Origin of the sequence: Streptomyces sp. NPDC058985 (assembly GCF_042740985.1) — a bacterium.
Lineage (GTDB): Bacteria > Actinomycetota > Actinomycetes > Streptomycetales > Streptomycetaceae > Streptomyces.
Window position 1 is genome coordinate 1 of record NZ_JBHYJX010000051.1, and the last position, 17,493, is coordinate 17,493.

Here is a 17,493-nt window from a genome sequence, read left to right on the forward strand (position 1 = left end):
CGCCGGCGAAGCCGCCGGTACGGGCGGGGTCTCCGCGCCACGAGGCCGTGGGCCAGGGGCTCCTGAGGTGCGAGACCTGCCGCTCGGGCACCCCTGAGTTGCGAAGTGCGCCTCAGGACGCCTTGACGCCGGTACGCCGCCTGCGGCTCACGGCGTCCCCGGGACGCGCATTCTCCGGTCGGCGAGCGGCCGACTTCTCCGGCTGGGGAGCGGCCGACGCGCTCCCCGGGCACTTTCGGCCTGTGACACCCCGCCTGCGGCACCCGGTCGACGCCCCTGCCTGCGACGCCCCGCCTGTGACGCCCCTGCCTACGACGCCCCCGCGTACGACGCCCCCGCCTGCGGCGCCTCCGCGTACGACGCCCCCGCCGGCGGTGCCCCCGCCCACGTCGCCCCGCTTACGACGCCTCCGAAGCCCGAGGCTGGCGCCGCATCAGGTACGCCGCTCCCGCTCCCGCGCCGAACAGCGCCGCCACGGACACCGCCGCCGCCAGCCAGGTCGCGCCGAGCCACTGGCCGCCGAAGTAGCCGAGCGCGACGCTGTAGGCGGCCCAGGCCAGCCCGGCGAGGGCGGACCACGGGAGGAATTCGCGGATCCGGCGGTGCGCGGTGCCGGCGACGAGCGAGACGACCGAGCGGCCCGCCGGGGCGAACCGGGCCAGGACGACCAGGGCGCCGCCGCCGCGTGCGAGGGCGCCGCCGAGACGTTCCTGCGCCGTGGTCAGCCGACGGGAACGGGCGATGGCGCGGTTCAGGCGCGGCCCCCCGCGCCAGGCGAGGCGGTAGACCGCCAGGTCACCGAGGACGGAGGCGGTCGCCGCGCACAGGGTCAGGACGAGGATGTCGGGAACGTCCTCCGGTCCCCGCCCGGCAGCCGCCGCGCCGGAACCCGCGGCCGCCGCCGTCGCCGCCGTGATCACCAGGACACCGCTCGGCAGCACGGGGAGGAAGATGTCGAGGAGCACCGAGACGGCCACCAGGGCATAGATCCATGGGCTGCTGACCAGCGACCCGATACTTCCCAGACTCTCGACCACCACAACTCCCCGTTACTCCCCCGTGGGCCGGACCGTGCCGCGAGACGCGGGGGCTTCGGAGCGGCCCATCACAGCCATACAGCGTACGCGTGGGGTGTGACAGAGGGTTCACAGGGGGCTCGTGTGTTCGGCACGGGACGTTCACCTCGGAGGGGTCGTGCACGCCCTCGGGTCGCGGTGGGCCGCCAAGAGCGCCCGCAGTGGCCGGGGTCAGGCCGCGACCGGCGTCTGCCGCTCCGCGGCGGTCTCCTCCCGCTCCGCGCCGCGTCGCGCGAGGAGCCGGTCAAGACCGAAGGCGCCGGAGCCGGTGAAGGCGAGCAGGAGGAAGGCCCAGCAGAACATGGCGGCGGCCTCGCCGCCGTTCTCCATCGGCCACAGGGCGCCCGGCTGGTGCACCTTGAAGTAGGCGTAGGCCATCGAGCCCGAGGACACGATCGCGGCGGCGCGGGTGCCGAGGCCGAGCAGGACGAGAGTGCCGCCGACCAACTGGATCACGGCCGCGTACCAGCCGGGCCAGGTGCCCGAGTCGATCGTGCCGCCGGTGCCTCCCGCGCCGCCGAGGACGCCGAAGAGGGAGGCGGCTCCGTGGCAGGCGAAGAGGAGGCCGACGACTATGCGGAACAGGCCGAGGGCGTAGGGCTGGGCGTTGTCGAGGCGTCCGGACATGTGGGGGGTGCTCCTTCGGTCGAGCCGGTCCGGGAGGGACCGGTGGGGGACGGAACCGAGTGGGCTGCCCACGTTAGGTCGACCTAACTAGTGCTTGCAAGTTCAACATTTGGCCACAGGGTGACGTGGGATCACGCCGGCGCCCCGGCCCCCTCCGCAGGTGGGAGCGCTCCCACGCTCGGGCCGAGGCCCGCCGACGTGACTCAATTCATACCCGGCGGTCCCCTCCCGTAAATGCCGACCGCGCGCCTACGCCAGATCTCGCGCCCTACGTCAGATCCCGCTCCATGGCCGTCCGCAGGGTGATGCCGCCGCCCCGATCCGTCCGGGCCTGCTCCAGCCGCAGCCGTGCCGAACGCCCCCTCAGGGTCAGCGTCATCAGCTGGTTGCCGAACCAGGGCCCGCCGGTCTTGCGCCAGCTGACCGCGGCCGGCGCACACCGTCCGTGCCGGGCGATGCGCCGCCCGAGGGCACGGGCCAGGGCGCTCCAGCCGAAGCGGAAGCCGAGGCGGATCGAGGGTGGCACGGAGTTGTGGACGGGGGAGCAGGTCAGCTGGGTCACCCGGGCGTCGGGCGTGCGGCCCTCCCAGGACGGTTCGGCCACGTAGGCGTGGTGCACGTCGCCCGAGAGCACGCTGATCGTCGCGGGCGCCCCCGGCCCCGTACCGGCCTCGGCGATCAGGTCGGCGAGGGCGTCGAAGGACGACGGGAAGGCGGACCAGTGCTCCAGGTCGGCGCCGCGCCGGATCCGCTCGCCGCGCCGCGCCCAGCGGGCGCCCCGTTCGCCGCCGCACATCGCGGCGTTCCAGTTCTCCACGTCGTGCACCAGGTGGGGCAGCAGCCAGGGCAGGGAGGTGCCGATCAGCAGGTGGTCGTAGGAGTCCCGCCCGTCCAGGACCTGTTCGCGCAGCCAGGCCGCCTCGCCCGGGTCGAGCATCGTGCGGCGGTCCTCCTCCAGGACGCGGCCCGCGCGGGAGTCGACCATGACCAGCCGGGTGCGGCCGAAGTCGCGCCGGTAGCTCCAGCGGACGGAGGCCGGCTCGGCGTCGGCGCGGGCGGCGAAGTCGCGCAGGGCGTCGGTGCCGTCGGGGGTCTCCCGGACGGCCGCGTAGAGGGGGTCGGCGGCCAGCTCGTCCGGGGAGAGGTTGCCCAGCTGCTGGTACACCCAGTAGGACATCAGTCCGCTCATCAGGCGTTCCCGCCACCAGTCGGTGGCGCGCATGTCGGCGAGCCAGGCGGCCGAGGTGTTCCAGTCGTCGATGACGTCGTGGTCGTCGAAGATCATGCAGCTGGGGACGGTGGAGAGCAGCCAGCGCACCTCGGGGTCGAGCCAGGACTCGTAGTAGAGGCGGGTGTACTCCTCGTAGTCGGCGACCTGATCGCCCGGGGCCTCGTTCAGGTCGCGGCGGCCGGCGATCCACTGCCGCGTGGCGTCGGAGACCTCGTCGGCGTAGACCTGATCGCCCAGCAGGAGCAGTACGTCGGGCCGCTCGCCCCTGGGGGCGCCCGCGATGCGGGCGGAGAGGGTGTCCAGCGCGTCCGGGCCCACGGAATCCTTCCCGCCGGCGGGCGGCGCGGCCCAGCGGCAGGAGCCGAAGGCGACGCGCAGGCCGGCCTCCTCGGTGGGTGAGGTGATCACGGACGGCGGGAACGGCGAGTCGGGCGGCGGCCACGCGCGGGTGCCGTCGAGGAGCACCTCGTACTCCGTCGACGTACCGGGGGTCAGGCCGCTCACCGTGACCAGGGCGTAGTGGTGCCCCGCGATCTGGAAGGTGCGGGTGGTGCCGCGGGCGCCGTCGGCGCAGCGCACCTCGGCGGTGCAGGGCCGGTTCGTCTCGACCCAGACGGTCGCGCACGAGCCGTCGGTGTACCTCAGCAGTGGCCCCAGGCGCAGTCCGGCCATGATGATCCCTCCTCCGTCGCCCCGTACGGTACGGAACGACGGAGGCCGGTGGGGAGGATCCGCGCCGAACAGTTGGTGGACGGTGCGTCAGCAGTTCGCGAGCCGGCTCTGCAGGGCCGACTTCTCGGCGGAGTCGACCGAGAGGCCGTAGTAGTACTTCACCTGGACCCAGGCGCGGACGTAGGTGCAGTGGTAGGCGGAGCGCGAGGGCATCCAGGTGGCCGGGTCCTGGTCGCCCTTGGACTGGTTGACGTTGTCGGTGACCGCGAGGAGCTGGGGGCGGGTCAGGTCGTTGGCGAAGGACTGGCGCCGCGAGGTGCTCCAGGAGCCGGCGCCGGAGTCCCAGGCCTCGGCGAGCGGGACGAGGTGGTCGATGTCGACGTCGCCGGAGGCGGACCAGGTGGCGCCGTCGTAGGGGGAGTACCAGCTGCCGCTGGTGGCGGCGCAGGAGGAGTCGGTGACGACGCCCGAGCCGTCGCGCTTGAGGACGGTCTCGCGGGTGTTGCAGGAGCCGGACTGGGTGATCCAGTGCGGGAAGAGGTCGCGGTCGTAGCCGGTGCGGTTCTCGGTGGCCACGGTGAGGGAGGCGAGGTAGGAGCGGGCGGTGGCGGCGCTGACCGGGGTGGGGAGGGCGGCGGAGGCGGCCGGGCCGTTGAGCAGCCCGGCCGAGGCTATGAGGCCGGTGAACGCGGCGAGGAAACCGAGCCGTCGACGCGCGTAGAACTTCGGCATGCGAACTCCCTTGGGGTGTGGGGGTGTTGGGACGCGGGCAGGGGGAATGCTCGCGACGCCGCATGGCGCACAGATGTGCGGTCGGTTAGAAGTTAGTGACGTGTGCATGGCACGTCCATAAGCGCGACGGGACTTTCGGCCCTCGGAGCCGCACAGGGGTTCGCGTACTATGGACGGCGCAGAAGGGGAGTAGCTCTTCGCCGGACCGTCGACATACTGCTCAGCTCGTCTGAGCCGGCGCCCGGAGGCAGGCCTCGTACGCGAGGCCGGCCAGCGAGACCTTCGGCAAGCAGTGCACGCCCGTGCCGTACGGCGGGGGCGGACCAGTGCGCTGCCGTGCCGAGGCGTCGCGCGACGCGGACATGGTGAAGTCCGCGGGAATCAGCACTCTCGGTGGGGTGGCCCCGACCGATTGAGGAATCTTGATCAGCCTGACCGTGACGGCGCTCGTCTTCGGCGTCGTCTTCCTCGCCGAACTGCCCGACAAGACCGCGCTCGCCGGCCTCGTCCTCGGCACCCGCTACCGCGCCTCCTACGTCTTCGCGGGCGTGGCCGCCGCCTTCGCGCTGCACGTCGTGCTCGCGGTCGCGGCCGGCAGTGTGCTGACCCTGCTGCCGCAGCAGCTCGTGCACGCGCTGACCGGTGTGCTGTTCCTGGGCGGCGCCGCCGTGCTGCTGATGAAGAAGGACGAGGAGGACGAGGAGATCCGCAAGCCGGAGGACCAGTCCTTCTGGAAGGTCTCCGGGGCGGGCTTCATGCTCATCCTGGTCGCCGAGTTCGGCGACCTCACGCAGATCATGACCGCCAACCTGGCGGCCCGCTACGACGACCCGCTCTCCGTCGGCCTCGGCGCGGTGCTGGCGCTGTGGGCGGTGGCCGGGCTCGGCATCGTCGGCGGCAAGGCGCTGATGAAGCGGGTTCCGCTGCGGCTGATCACGAAGGTCGCGGCGTTGCTCATGCTGGGGCTCGGGGTGTGGAGCCTGTGGGAGGCGATCGCCGGCTGAGCCGCGCGTTTCCGCCGCCCTCCGCGGGGGTGTGCGAACTGAACGCCGTGTGAACAGTCCGGCCGTTCCGGCGGCCCGGTGGCGCGATCCCCGGTCTGTTTTGTACCGTGGATGAACAAAGTGGCTCCCGCCCGTTCTCCCTGACCGGCGGGCGGGGCCGCCTTGTTTCCTCCCCGCACCCCTGGAGACTGCCGATGACGGCCACCGCCAGCACCGTTCTGCCCGCCCGCGCCCTGCTGCTCGACATGGACGGCACCCTCGTCAACTCGGACGCCGCCGTCGAGCGCGTCTGGCGGCGCTGGGCCGACCGGAACGGGCTGGACGGCGACGAGGTCCTGAAGGTCGTCCACGGACGGCAGGGCTACGCCTCGATGGCGCTGCTGCTGCCGGACCGGCCCATGGAGCAGAACCACGCCGACAACGCGCGCATGCTCGCCGAGGAGACCGCCGACACCGAGGGCGTCGTGGCGATCCCCGGCGCGCCGGACTTCCTCGCCTCGCTGCGCGGTCTCCCGCACGCCCTGGTGACCTCGGCCGACGTGGCGCTGTCGACCGCGCGGATGGCCGCCGCCGGGCTCGCGCAGCCGGACGTCCGGGTCACCGCCGAGTCGGTCGGGGCCAGCAAGCCCGACCCCGAGGGCTTCCTCAAGGGCGCCGCCGAACTGGGCATCGCCCCCGCGGACTGCGTCGCCTTCGAGGACTCCGGCGCCGGCATCGCGGCCGCCCGGGCCGCCGGGATGCGGGTCGTGGGCGTGGGCCCGCGGGCCGGCTTCCACGGTCCGGACGTGGTCGTGGAGGACCTGACGGCGGTACGGGTGGAGGCCGGCGCCGACGGCGGCCTGCGGCTGCACATCGGCTGACCTCCCGGCCGCGGCCTCAGGGCTCGCGCGTCTCCGACTCCAGCTGGCGCCGGGTGTCCGGTCCGTAGACGCCGAGGTCGTCGGAGCGGATGCCGCGAGCCCACTGGTACGTGCGGACCGAGTCCTCGACGCGGTGGTTGTAGCTGCCGTCGATGTCACCGGTGTAGAGGTACAACTGGGCCAGCCGCTGCTGGAGTTCCACGACCTCCGGGCCCCGGTCGCCGCGCCGCAGTCCCTCTCCGCCGTAGAAGTCGCGGTCGTCGTCCTCCGACTCCTGCGGGGCCTTCTCGGTCGCCGTGGCCGTCGCGCTCGGCGTCGGTTCGGCCGACCGGGACGGCGACGGCGACGCGCTCGATGCCGACGGGGTCGGCGAGGCCGACGGGCTCGCGGTGGCGGACGCGGGGGCCGACGGGGACGGCGTCGCGGAGCCGGCCTGCGGGGCGGGGGTGGCGCTCGTTCCCGCGGTCGGGGTGCCCTCACTGGGCGACGAGTCCGGCACGCCGGCCCGGACCTCGTCCGGCAGCGCTCCGTCCCGTGACGGTGCCTCGTAGGAGAACAGCCCGCTCGCGTACCCGGCGGCACCCACCACGACCACGACCGCGCAGGCGGCGCTCAGCAGCATGCCCTTGCGCCGCCTGCGCGAGCGGCGCCCGCCGGAGCCGTCCGAGGGTCCCGCGCCGGACGGTACGGGCGCGGTGGCCGCGGTCTCGAACAGGCGCAGGTCGTGGGCGCGGGGTGGGGCGGCCGAGGGTGCCAGCGGGGTGGGCAGCGCGGAGGTCGCCTCGGCGGCGACGCCGGGCGGCCCGGCGTCGACGGCGCGCAGCGTCATGGTGGCGTCCGGGTCCGTGCCGTGCGAAGCCGCATCCCCGGCGGGGGTGGCCCCCGTCGACGTGGCCCCGGACGAGGTGGCCTCCGAGGGCGCGCCCTCCGTTGCCGGAGCCCCCGAAGACCCGCTCCCGGGAGCCGAAGTCCTCGACGACGCGGCCCCCGAGGGCGTGCCGCCCTCCGCTGCCGGGCCCTCCGAGACCCTGCTCCCCGGGGGGTTCGTCCCTGGAGCCGCGGCCTCCGCGGGCGCGGTCCCCGGAGTCGTAGCCCTCGTGGCCGGAGTCCCTGGAGCCGAAGTCCCCGGGACCGTGGCTTCCGTGACCGTACCTCCGGGATGTGAAGTCCCCGGGACCGTAGCTTCTGTGGCCGCACCCCCGGGACGTGAAGTCCCTGGGACCGCAGCCCCCCTGGCCCCAGGCCTCGTGGCCGCGCCTCCCGGACCCGCACCCCCCGGACCCGCACCGTGGGAGGGACTCCCGGCCCCGGAGGGACTCCCGGCCCCGGAGGGACTCCCGGCCCCGGAAGGACTGGCCCCCGAAGGACTCCCGCCCCCCGAAGGGCCCGCACCCCGCAAGGCGGCCCCGCCGTCCAGTTCGACATACGGCCGGATCCGCAGCGGGTTGAAGTCCTCGGCCGCTGCCGCCTGTGCCGTGCGCGCGTCGCGCAGGGCGTCGGACGCCCGTGATCCGCAGCCGCAGGAAGGCGTGTTGTCCGCCTCTCTGGGTGTGCCGCACTCCGGGCACGAGGCCCCCGTGGGCCGCTCCTGTTCCACGCGTCCGTCCCTCCCCTCGCGACTCCCCTCGCGAACTCCAGAGATTATGCAGATATTCTCCACACTTCCGCGCGCGAGCCCCCGGAATGTCGGCTTCCGCTGAGGGGAACAGGCCGTTCAAGCGGCAGCGTGGAGTCCTTTCGCGAACCAGTGCTGGGCGTACGGGCTCTCGTTGTGGGCCTCGGTCTCGGTGTAGCCGAGGCGTGCGTAGAGGGTGCGGGCCTCGACGAGGTCGGTACGCGTGTCGAGGATCATGCGGGCCGCCCCGAGCGCCCGTGCCGCGTCCTCGGCGGCCCGCACGAGCAGCGCCGCACCGCCCCGGCCCCGCATCCCCTCGTACACGAAGACCCGGGTCAGTTCGGCCGTGGTGGCGTCCAGCAGCCGTACGCCAGAGGTGCCGGCCGGTTCACCGCCGTACCGCGCGACCAGCAACCGCCCGCGGGGCGGGACGAGTTCGGCGCCGGACTCCGCCGCGATCTCGCGTTCCAGCTCGCCGGGGTCGGTGCGCCGCCCCTCGTGCAGCAGGTACCAGCGGTCGCTGACCTCCGTGTAATACGCACGCCAGAGGGCGGCGGCGACGGGGGAGTCGTACGGTTCCGGGGAGATGGTCCAGGTCATGGGCACATTGTCGGGAGAGAACCGGCGCGCCGGGCAAGCGCATTTTCCCACCGGCTCCCAGCGGTGTACGGGCGGCGCGCCCCGACGGCCGTTTGAGCGCGCGGTCCGGGGCAACACGAACGGCGAACCGGCCAGTTCGGAGAGCCGGTAGGGCCGAAACTCGGAAGGCACTCATGTCCACAGGCGTGATCATCGCTTTGATCGTGATCGTGGCGGCCGTGCTCGTCGTCGCGGCCGTCGTTGCGCAGCGAGCACGGGGTCCCCAGCACGGCGGAAGCCTGAAGCGCCGCTTCGGGCCGGAGTACGACCGGGCGGTGGCCCGGCACGACGGCGACACCAAGGCCGCCGAACGTGAACTGGGCGAACGGGTCGAGCGGCACGGGTCGTTGCGCACGCGGCCGCTGGAGTCCGCCGAGCGCGAACGCTTCGAGGCGCGCTGGACCGCCGCCCAGGAGCGCTTCGTCGACTCGCCGCGCGAGGCGGTCGGCGAGGCCGACCGGCTGCTCGCGGAACTGGCCGGAGTCCGGGGCTTCCCGGGCGGCGACCAGTACGAGGAGCAGCTCGCGGCGCTGTCCGTGCACCACGCCCACCAGGTCGACGGCTACCGCCGCGTGCACCGCGTGACGCACACGAGCGCGGACGGCGCCCAGGAGAGCGGCACGGAGACGGAGGAGCTGCGCGAGTCAATGGTCGCGGCCCGCGCGCTGTTCGAGGAGCTGGTCCGCCCGGGCCGGCACGAGACCGACCGTCCCCGCACCGCCAAGGACACCGGCGAACCCGCCCCCGCGGCCCGCGCCCCGCACACGTGGTCGCTCGGCAAGCGCCGGCCGAAGGAGAGCTGAGGCATGCCCGACGTGACCCGAAACCCCGGCGAGACCCCCGACCCCAAGGCCACCACCCCGCTCCCCAAGGCCACCCCGGTCTCCGAGGGCACTCCAGGCACCCCTGCCCCCGAGGCCACGCCCGCACCGAAGACCGGAGCCCCGCGCAAGGAAGCCCCGCTCAAGGAAGCCCCGGTCACAGCGGTCACCCCCGTAACTCCCGCCACTTCAGATACCCCTGCCCACCCTGACGCCTCAGCGACACCCGAGGCCCCCACCACCCACACCTCTCCCACCGCCCACACCACGCCCACCACCCACACCACTCCCACGACCCCCGCTCACGACGTCGCGGGTCCGCTCCTCCCGCACGGCGAGGGCGACAAGCTCGGCCAGCGGCTGCACCACGCGGTGGCCGGGTTCGTGGACGCGCCGCGCGCCTCCGTCGAGGAGGCGGACCGGGTCCTGGAGGAGCTCGCCGCGCGCCTGGCGGACGCGGTGACGCACCGTCGCCAAACCCTGCGCACGTCCTGGCAGGACGCCGGCGAGGACGGCCGCGCACCGAGCACCGACACCGAACAACTCCGCCTGGCCCTGCGGGACTACCGCGAGCTGGCGGACCGCATGATGCGCCTGTGACGCGCAGGCGTCACCGCTCCGCCCGGCGCTCCCGCCACTGACGTACGACCTCGTCGACGTCGAAGGGCTTCCTGCCCAGCGGGGGGCCGGGCGGCGGCTTGAGCAGGACGTCGCGGATCTTGACGTTGACCTCCTCGATGATCCGGCGGACCACCCGCTCCGACGGCGCCTTCAGGGCCGCCTCCAGGGCGTCCTCCGCCTCCTTGCGCAGGGCGAGGGCGGGCGGCAGCACGGAGAAGCCCTCGCGGGCCATCTTCCGCTTCACCCACCACAGTTCGTCGTAGGTGCTGTCCATCTCGCTCGCGAGGGGCTTGCCCGCGCCGGCGAGGCCGGCGAACTCGCCGCGCGCCTCCGCCTCGCGAATCTGTCTGTCGACCCAGGACTCGAAGTCGACGCCAGGTGGCTTTCGCTCGGTCATGACCCCATTGTGCCGGACACCGTGCCACCGGCCGATCTATCATTCGGCGGCGACAATCCAACGGCGGACGTCCTGAGGTCTTCGAAGGAGCGCACGTGCTCGAACTGACCATGGCCACGGTCACCGCGGCGGACGCGGGCGCCACGGCCGGCATGCAGATGGCCGAGTCGCCCAGCGAGCCGGACGCGGTGCTGCGGGTGGGCCGGGACAAGTCCGTGTGCCGGCTGTCGACGCCGGAGGACTGGCTGTTCGTCTCCCGGGTCCACCTGGAGTTCCGCTGCGGTCCCGACGGCACGTGGCGGCTGACCTGGCTGCGCGGCTCCCAGCCGGATCCGTCCTCCGAGGTCCGGCTGACCGTGGGTCCGCACGTGCAGCCGGTGGCGTACGGCGGCACCGTGCCGCTGCCGAGGGGCGGCAGCGGCGAGATCGTGGTCCAGGACCGGTCGGAGCCGCGCAGCGTCAACGTCGGCTTCTATCACGAGGTGTAGGACCGGAAGCGGTCGTTCAGGCCAGCACGCGTGCCAGTGCGAAGCCGTCGTGGCCCTTGCCGCCGACGGTCTGGACCGCGGTGCCGCTGAGCCTGGGGTGGGCGCCGATCAGTTCGATGGCGGCGCGGGTGCCACGTACGTCGTCGCCGGTGTCGTCGGGGTCGGCGACCCGCCCTCCGCGGACCACGTTGTCGATGACGATGAGGCTGCCGGTGCTGGTGAGCTTGAGGGCCCACTCCAGGTAGTGGGGGTTGTTGCCCTTGTCGGCGTCGATGAAGACCAGGTCGAAGGGGGCCGGGTTCTCGTCGGCGAGCTTCGGCAGCGACTCCAGCGCGGGGCCCACGCGTACGTCGACGAGGGCGTCGAGACCGGCCCGGGCGATGTTGCGGGTGGCGACCTCGGCGTGCCGGGCGCTGTACTCCAGCGTGACGAGGCGGCCGTCGGCGGGCAGGGCGCGGGCCATCCAGATGGTGCTGTAGCCGCCGAGGGTGCCGATCTCCAGGATGGTGCGGGCGCCTTGGATCTGGGCGAGGAGCTGGAGGAGTTTGCCCTGGTTGGCGGTGACGTTCACCGGCGGCAGCTGGGCGGTCTCGCTCTCCCGCAGGGCGGCCTCCAGCGCGGGGTCGTCGGGGGCGAGATGGCTGATGAAGTAGGCGTCGACGTCTTCCCAGAGCTGCGACTCGCTCATGACGGGCCTCTCGTGTGCGTCGTTAGTCTTCCTAAGCAGATGCGCTGACGAAGATATGCCGTGGGGTAGAGGCGTGCCGGGCGTTCCGGTGGGCGTGTTTCAGTCGCACCCGGCGTGGGTGTGGGCGCGGGGTGGGTGTCGCGGGCCGGCGCCGGCCGGGTACCTCCCCCACGCTCGGCTTCGCTCGAGCGGGGGGGGGACCCCCATCGCCCACCCGTGCCGCCCCTGGGGGAACCTCCCAGGCCGTTCAGGCACTGGGGGAGGCACGACTGCCCGCAGCTGCGGAAGCGGAGAGCCGCGTATGGCGCGGCCCCGACGCGCAACGCACCGCGCTACGCGTACCCCCACCGAAGCAGCCACAGGCCGCCGTCAGGCGTCAGTGCGGCGCCCTCGCCGGTGCCGACCCCGGCAACGGCCGCCCCGCCGACTCCGACATGAACCACACCGCGACGCCGCCGACCACAGCCGCCGCCATCATGTAGTACGCGGGCATCATCATGTCGCCCGTGGCCCCGATCAGCGCCGTCACCACCAGCGGCGTCGTCCCGCCGAACAGGGACACGGACACGTTGAACCCGATCGACAGCGAGCCGTACCGCACCCGCGTGGGGAACAGCGCGGGCAGTGCGGACGGCATCGAAGCCGTGAAGCACACGAGCAGCAGCCCCAGCGCGGCCATCCCCAGCCCGACGGCCACCAGGCTGCCCTCGCGGATCAGCAGCAGCGCCGGGACGGACAGCAGCAGGAACCCCGCGCAGCCCGCGGCGATCACCGGCCGCCGTCCGACCCGGTCGGTCAGCGCCCCCGCGAACGGCTGGACGACCATCATGAGCGCCATCACGGCCAGCACCACGAGCAGCCCGTGCGTCTCGTCGTACTTCAGCTCGCTCGTCAGATAGCTCGGCATGTACGACAGCAGCATGTAGTCGGTGACGTTGAAGACCAGCACCAGACCGACGCAGAGCAGCAGCGCCCGCCACTGCCCGGTGACCATCTCCCGCAGCGGCACCTTCGGCCGCTCCTTCTCCGCCTTCGCCACCTCGGCCGCGAACGCCGGCGTCTCCTCCAGCCGCATCCGCAGATACAGCCCGACGATGCCCATCGGCCCGGCGATCAGGAACGGGATCCGCCACCCCCAGGACGTGAGGTCGCCGTCCGAGAGCAGCGCCGTCATGAGGGTCACCAGACCCGCGCCGCCGATGTACCCGGCCAGCGTGCCGAACTCCAGCCAGCTCCCGAGGAACCCGCGCCGCTTGTCCGGGGCGTACTCCGCGATGAAGGTGGACGCGCCCGCGTACTCACCCCCGGTCGAGAACCCCTGCACCAGCCGCGCGGCCAGCAACAGCACCGGCGCCCACACGCCGATCGTCGCGTACGACGGAATCAGCCCGATCGCGAACGTGCCCGCCGCCATCAGGATCATCGTCAGGGCGAGCACCTTCTGCCGCCCCACCCGGTCCCCGAGCGGCCCGAAGACCATGCCGCCGAGGGGCCGGACCAGGAAGGCGGCCGCGAAGGCACCGAACGTGGACAGGAGCTGTGCCGTCGGGTTGCCCGAGGGGAAGAACACCTTGCCGAGCGTCACGGCGATGTAGCTGTAGACACCGAAGTCGAACCACTCCATCGCGTTGCCGAGCGCCGCCGCCTTGACGGCACGCCTGACCAGCGCGGGATCGGTGACAGTGGGCTCGGCGCCGGAAGGCGACGCGGACGGGGACGAGGAGACCTGGGGGGACGACGCGACGGCGACGTGGGCGGCCGACAAAACTTCGCTCGCCTACCTTTCGACGGGGACAGGGACGCCACGACCCGCACGGCGGCGCTGTCGCCGGGCCGGAAAGAGCCCGCGGTACTCGGCCACGGGAGGAAAAGCGACCATAGGCGCTGATCCGCCGCTTACGCCCGGTATGCTTTTCGTTGCACTGTGCACCAAAACGGCGTACATGCAGGGACGTCCGCGCGCCGCGGACCACCGCGTACGCCGCGACCTGTGATCCTTCTCGCGAAAAAGGTCCCGGAAAACGCGGAACGAAACGCGGTCGGCGGTCAGGCAGAGCGGGGGTTGCCTGCGTCTCCTCCCGGGGGTGGTGCGAGCCTCGTAGGGTTCGCAGGAAAGACACACTGCGTACACGGGCGCGGTACGGGCGGTTCTACGGGGCGGGAGGCCGACGAGGCGTGGCGAATGCGGAGCACAGTGGGCGACCGGCGGAGTCCTTCGGAGTGTCCGCGGCGTCGGCCGCCGACGCGACCAGAGCGAGGCTGCGCGCCGCGCGCCTGGGCCTGTGGCTGATCGCCGCCGTCCTCGCCGCACGACAGCTGGCCGCGGTGCTGGGCACACCGCGCGGCGAACGCCTGACGGACCTGGAGACCTGGGTGGGTGAGCACGGCGTCCTGCATGTGAAGGGGTCGCTGTACGAATCCACGCAGTTCACCGGCACCCCTTTCGTGGGTCTCGTCCTCAAGCCCTTCACCCGCGCCGCCGAGCAGGCCCTCGGCTGGGGCTGGACCTTCGGCTCGCTGCTGCTGGTCGTGGCCCTCGGCCTGGTCGCCGCCCGCGCCCTGCCGCAGCCCGTCGGCCGCCGTACGGCGCTGCTGGCGGCGCCCGTGGCCGTCAGCCTGCTGATGCTGTCCCTGCCGGTGCGCAACGCGCTGTGGCTCGGCCAGACCAGCATCATCCCGGTGCTGCTCGTCCTGGCCGGCTGCTTCGCGGTACGCGGCGCGCACGGCGACCGGATCGGCGGCGTCCTCATCGGCGTCGCCGCGGCCTTCCAGCCGACCGTGCTGCTCTTCGTCCCCCTGCTGTGGTTCACCGACCGCAGACGCGCCGCCGTGGCCACGGGGGTCACGTTCGTCGCCTGTACCGCCGTCGCCTGGGCGGCCATGGCACAGGACTCGTACACCTACTGGGTGCACCACATGGCCGGCGTGGGCCTGGGCGGCGAGGCCGACGACCTCGCCAACCAGTCACTGCACGGCGCCCTGCTGCGGCTCGGCCTCTCCGGCCCCGTGGAGATCGTCCTCTTCATCCTCCTCGGCGCGGCGGTCGCCGTCCTCGCCCTGCGCCGCGCGGTGCGCTACGCCCGCGACGGCCAGCTGCTGCTCGCGGTCGCCGTGACCGGCTGCGCGGCCGTCGTGGTCTCCCCGGCCACCTGGCAGCACCAGCTGCTGTGGGTGCTGCCCGCCCTGGTCGGCCGGGTCGGCAAGCGCGCCTCCGACCGGTACGTGTGGCCGGTCGCCGTCGTCCTGGTCATGACGCTGCCCGCGAAGATGATGCTGCCGAACATGGCCGCGCTCTACCCGCTGCGCGACAACGTCGTCCTGCTGGCGGCGCTGGCAGCCGCCGTCGCCGTGCCCTTCCTGCCCCGCACGTCGCCGTACTTCGACACGCCGGTCCCGACGAGCCACGCCCCGGCGGTCCCGACCCGCTTCAAGCACGTCCCCCTGTTCCCGTTCCTGCGCCGGGTCCTCACCCGCCCCAACCTCCTCCTGGAGCTGCTCCTCATCCGGGTCACGTACGCCGCCTACTCCCAGGTCCGCCTCGCGGCGACCGGCGGCAGCAACTCGGCGGGCCGGGCCCGCGCAGAGGAGCACGGGTGGCAGATCCTCGACATCGAGCGCTTCCTGCACATCGACATCGAGCACGCCGTCAACCACGCGGTGGTGAAGGTCGGCTGGCTGCGGGACTTCTTCGACTTCTACTACACGTCGTTCCACTTCGTCGTCCCGCTGGCCGTCCTGGGCGTCCTGTACTGGCGCCGTCCGGTCGACTACCGCTGGGCCCGCGCCTCCCTGGGCTTCGCCACCCTGCTGGCCCTGGTCGGCTTCTGGCTGTACCCGCTGGCCCCGCCCCGGCTGATGCCCGGGCTCGGCATCATCGACACGGTGCACGGCGTGCAGGACTTCACGAAGCCGGACTACGGCACCCTGACGCACCTCACCAACCAGTACGCGGCGATGCCGTCGCTGCACTTCGGCTGGTCGCTGTGGTGCGGCGTGGCGATCGCGGTCATCGCGCCCAGGATGTGGATGAAGGCGCTGGGCCTGCTCCACCCCCTCTTCACCGCCTCGGCCATCGTGGCGACCGGCAACCACTGGCTCCTGGACGCGGTGGGCGGCGCGGCCGTGGTGGCCGCGGGCTTCGGACTGACGTACCTGTTCCAGGGCCCGCGGGCCAGGACCCTCACGGCGGCGGCCACCGCGAACACGCCCGAGCCCCGGCCCGCTTCGGACGGCGTCAGCAGCGATCCGCCGAGTCAGGCGAAGGACCGTACCGGGAGCTGAGCCGGTACTCACCCGGCGCCGCGACGGTCAGCCGCGTGAAATCGCCGTGGCGCGCGAGGCAGCCGCCGTCGGACCGCAGCCACGGCGACCAGGCGACCCGCACGGTCACCGCGCCGGGCCGGTCCACGCGCAGCACGAGGTCGACGCCGGTGCTGGTCACGACGGTGCCGGGGGTGGAGACGAGCGGTACGGCGTCCCGCACCCGGTAGACCCTCCAGTGGGCGTCCTGCCAGACGGGCTCCAGCCAGTCGGGCCGCAGCTCCGGGTCGCGCACCAGCGCCGCCTCGGCCCTGGCCGGGCCGTCCGGCTTGCCGAGGGGGAGGACGACGAAACCGACCGCCCAGTGGTCCAGCCAGGCCCGGTAGGCGGCCGCGGAGAAGCTGCCGTCGTAGAAGAGGCGGGCGCGCTCCACGTCGAGCTGCCGGTTCCAGCCCCGGGCCAGATTGACGTGCGGGGCGAGCCGGGCGGCCTCGCGGTGGTCGCGGGCGGGCACCACCTCCACCCGCGTACGGTCGGCGCCCAGCCCTTCCAGCGCCCGCACGACCCCGTCCGTCTCGGCCGCCCAGGCGGGCACCACGGTGTACTCCCGCAGGTCGTCGGCGGTCTTCTTGCCCACCCAGCCGACCGAGAAGACGAGCGCGACGGCGAGCAGCCCGCGCACGAGGCGCCGCAGCCGGGCGGTCACGGACGGCGGCGGGCCGTGGAGCAGGGCCGCGCACAGCACGGCGGGCGCGAACAGTTGCGCGAACCGTTCGACGTTCGTCCCGACCGGTGAGGCGACGAGGTACGTCAGTACGGTGCCGATCGCGTAGACGGCCCCGCCCCACCGGGCGACCCGCCAGGTACGCGGGGCCAGCACGGTGACGGCGAGGCCGAGCACGACCGGCGGCCATATGCGGCCGGCCGGCATCGGCTGCTCCCCGCTGAAGGGGAACAGCACCGTCGTCAGCCCTACGACGGCGGCCGGGGGTATGAGGAGCACGAGGGCGCGCCCCCAGTCCCGCACCATCAGGTACCCGGCCCCCACCACGGCGAGGAACAGCCCGGCCACCGGCGAGGCCAGGGTGGCCAGCGCCGCGTAACCGGCGGCGAGGCACAGCCTCCGTTCCCGGACCAGCGGCACACAGGCGGCCACGGCGAAGGCGACGCCGAGCGCGAAGGTGGTCCGGCCCGAGGCGACGTTGCACCACAGGGCGAGCGAGGCGAGCAGCGCGGGCCACAGCGGCCGGCGCGCCCCGCACCGCACGATCAGCACGGCCGCCAGCCAGGAGGCGGCCAGGCCGGAGACCAGCGTGACGGTGCGCACCCCGAACAGCGCCATCAAGTACGGTGAGACGACGCTGTAGTTGGCGGTGTGCATCCCGCCATACCAGAACAGCCCGTACGCCGAACCCCCGTGCCGCGACGCGAAGTCCGCCCACGCCTGCTGGGCGGCGAGGTCGCCGCCGCCGGTGGCGAGAAACGCCCACCACACCGCGTACAGCGGAATGATGGGCACCGTGACGAGCAACGGCACGCGATGCCGGTGCCCGAAGGCACGCAGGACATCGCTCGGGCGTCTCTCCTGACGCCGATCGGGCCTGGGGACGGTGAGTTCGGCAGGGAACACGGTCGGGGTTTCCGTTCGGCGTCATCGGGGTGCACGGCTGGTGCACGTGCGAAGACGATAAATCGAACAGAAACGTTGACCGGGACCGGTCATGTCCGGTTGGTGCGAGCGCGGAGGGGCGTCCCCCGCCCC

Annotated in this window: 16 protein-coding genes; 6 read left to right on the plus strand and 10 right to left on the minus strand. The window is 73.2% G+C overall.

Features of this window, described 5'->3' with window-relative positions:
* Window positions 1-398: 398 nt before the first annotated feature.
* The 4 genes from ACFW01_RS32155 to ACFW01_RS32170 form a co-directional block, all read right to left on the minus strand.
* On the minus strand, window positions 399-1,037 hold the full coding sequence (locus ACFW01_RS32155; RefSeq protein ID WP_234954255.1) for a VTT domain-containing protein: 639 nt from the start codon (window positions 1,035-1,037) through the stop codon (window positions 399-401).
* 210 nt (window positions 1,038-1,247) lie between these two features.
* On the minus strand, window positions 1,248-1,703 hold the full coding sequence (locus ACFW01_RS32160; protein ID WP_384509560.1) for a DoxX family protein: 456 nt from the start codon (window positions 1,701-1,703) through the stop codon (window positions 1,248-1,250).
* A 268-nt stretch (window positions 1,704-1,971) separates the two neighbouring features.
* Window positions 1,972-3,606: an alkaline phosphatase D family protein gene (locus tag ACFW01_RS32165; RefSeq protein ID WP_234954251.1), complete on the minus strand. Its 1,635-nt coding sequence runs from the start codon at window positions 3,604-3,606 to the stop codon at window positions 1,972-1,974.
* Window positions 3,607-3,693: 87 nt separating this feature from the next.
* Complete coding sequence (locus ACFW01_RS32170) at window positions 3,694-4,338, minus strand: HNH endonuclease family protein (RefSeq protein ID WP_234954249.1); 645 nt, start codon at window positions 4,336-4,338, stop codon at window positions 3,694-3,696.
* A 422-nt stretch (window positions 4,339-4,760) separates the two neighbouring features.
* Between ACFW01_RS32170 and ACFW01_RS32175 the strand changes: the two genes are divergently transcribed.
* Both ACFW01_RS32175 and ACFW01_RS32180 read left to right on the plus strand, forming a co-directional pair.
* Window positions 4,761-5,342 carry a TMEM165/GDT1 family protein gene (locus ACFW01_RS32175; protein WP_234954245.1) on the plus strand — a complete coding sequence of 194 codons (582 nt, stop codon included), beginning with the start codon at window positions 4,761-4,763 and terminating at the stop codon, window positions 5,340-5,342.
* Between the two features lie 194 nt (window positions 5,343-5,536).
* A complete protein-coding gene (locus tag ACFW01_RS32180; protein WP_384509564.1) occupies window positions 5,537-6,202 on the plus strand; it encodes an HAD-IA family hydrolase in 666 nt (221 codons plus the stop codon).
* Between the two features lie 16 nt (window positions 6,203-6,218).
* On the opposite strand, the gene ACFW01_RS32185 is transcribed toward ACFW01_RS32180, so the two are convergent.
* Complete coding sequence (locus ACFW01_RS32185; RefSeq protein ID WP_234954241.1) at window positions 6,219-7,031, minus strand: peptidoglycan-binding domain-containing protein; 813 nt, start codon at window positions 7,029-7,031, stop codon at window positions 6,219-6,221.
* 885 nt (window positions 7,032-7,916) lie between these two features.
* A complete protein-coding gene (locus ACFW01_RS32190; RefSeq protein WP_384509568.1) occupies window positions 7,917-8,417 on the minus strand; it encodes a GNAT family N-acetyltransferase in 501 nt (166 codons plus the stop codon).
* Between the two features lie 173 nt (window positions 8,418-8,590).
* On the opposite strand from ACFW01_RS32190, the gene ACFW01_RS32195 reads away from it, so the two are divergent.
* Together ACFW01_RS32195 and ACFW01_RS32200 are read left to right on the plus strand one after the other, a co-directional pair.
* On the plus strand, window positions 8,591-9,259 hold the full coding sequence (locus ACFW01_RS32195; RefSeq protein ID WP_234954237.1) for a hypothetical protein: 669 nt from the start codon (window positions 8,591-8,593) through the stop codon (window positions 9,257-9,259).
* 3 nt (window positions 9,260-9,262) lie between these two features.
* Window positions 9,263-9,877, plus strand: a complete 615-nt coding sequence (locus tag ACFW01_RS32200; protein ID WP_384509571.1) for a hypothetical protein — start codon at window positions 9,263-9,265, stop codon at window positions 9,875-9,877.
* 10 nt (window positions 9,878-9,887) lie between these two features.
* Here ACFW01_RS32200 and ACFW01_RS32205 read toward each other — a convergent pair whose 3' ends face one another.
* On the minus strand, window positions 9,888-10,295 hold the full coding sequence (locus ACFW01_RS32205; protein WP_384509574.1) for a DUF1992 domain-containing protein: 408 nt from the start codon (window positions 10,293-10,295) through the stop codon (window positions 9,888-9,890).
* A 95-nt stretch (window positions 10,296-10,390) separates the two neighbouring features.
* Here ACFW01_RS32205 and ACFW01_RS32210 point away from each other — a divergent pair, with 95 nt between their 5' ends.
* Window positions 10,391-10,783 (plus strand): FHA domain-containing protein, encoded by a 393-nt coding sequence (locus ACFW01_RS32210; RefSeq protein WP_234954231.1) that lies wholly within the window; start codon window positions 10,391-10,393, stop codon window positions 10,781-10,783.
* Window positions 10,784-10,799: 16 nt separating this feature from the next.
* Here the strand turns inward: ACFW01_RS32210 and ACFW01_RS32215 are convergent, their stop codons facing one another.
* On the minus strand, window positions 10,800-11,471 hold the full coding sequence (locus tag ACFW01_RS32215; protein ID WP_234954229.1) for an O-methyltransferase: 672 nt from the start codon (window positions 11,469-11,471) through the stop codon (window positions 10,800-10,802).
* Between the two features lie 376 nt (window positions 11,472-11,847).
* Entirely contained in the window at window positions 11,848-13,236 is a 1,389-nt protein-coding gene (proP, locus tag ACFW01_RS32220) for a glycine betaine/L-proline transporter ProP (RefSeq protein WP_384509578.1), read from the minus strand.
* 410 nt (window positions 13,237-13,646) lie between these two features.
* On the opposite strand from proP, the gene ACFW01_RS32225 reads away from it, so the two are divergent.
* Window positions 13,647-15,752: a bifunctional glycosyltransferase 87/phosphatase PAP2 family protein gene (locus ACFW01_RS32225; protein ID WP_234954225.1), complete on the plus strand. Its 2,106-nt coding sequence runs from the start codon at window positions 13,647-13,649 to the stop codon at window positions 15,750-15,752.
* On the opposite strand, the gene ACFW01_RS32230 is transcribed toward ACFW01_RS32225, so the two are convergent.
* Complete coding sequence (locus ACFW01_RS32230; protein ID WP_234954223.1) at window positions 15,706-17,361, minus strand: hypothetical protein; 1,656 nt, start codon at window positions 17,359-17,361, stop codon at window positions 15,706-15,708. The genes ACFW01_RS32225 and ACFW01_RS32230 overlap by 47 nt on opposite strands.
* Window positions 17,362-17,493: the final 132 nt, after the last annotated feature.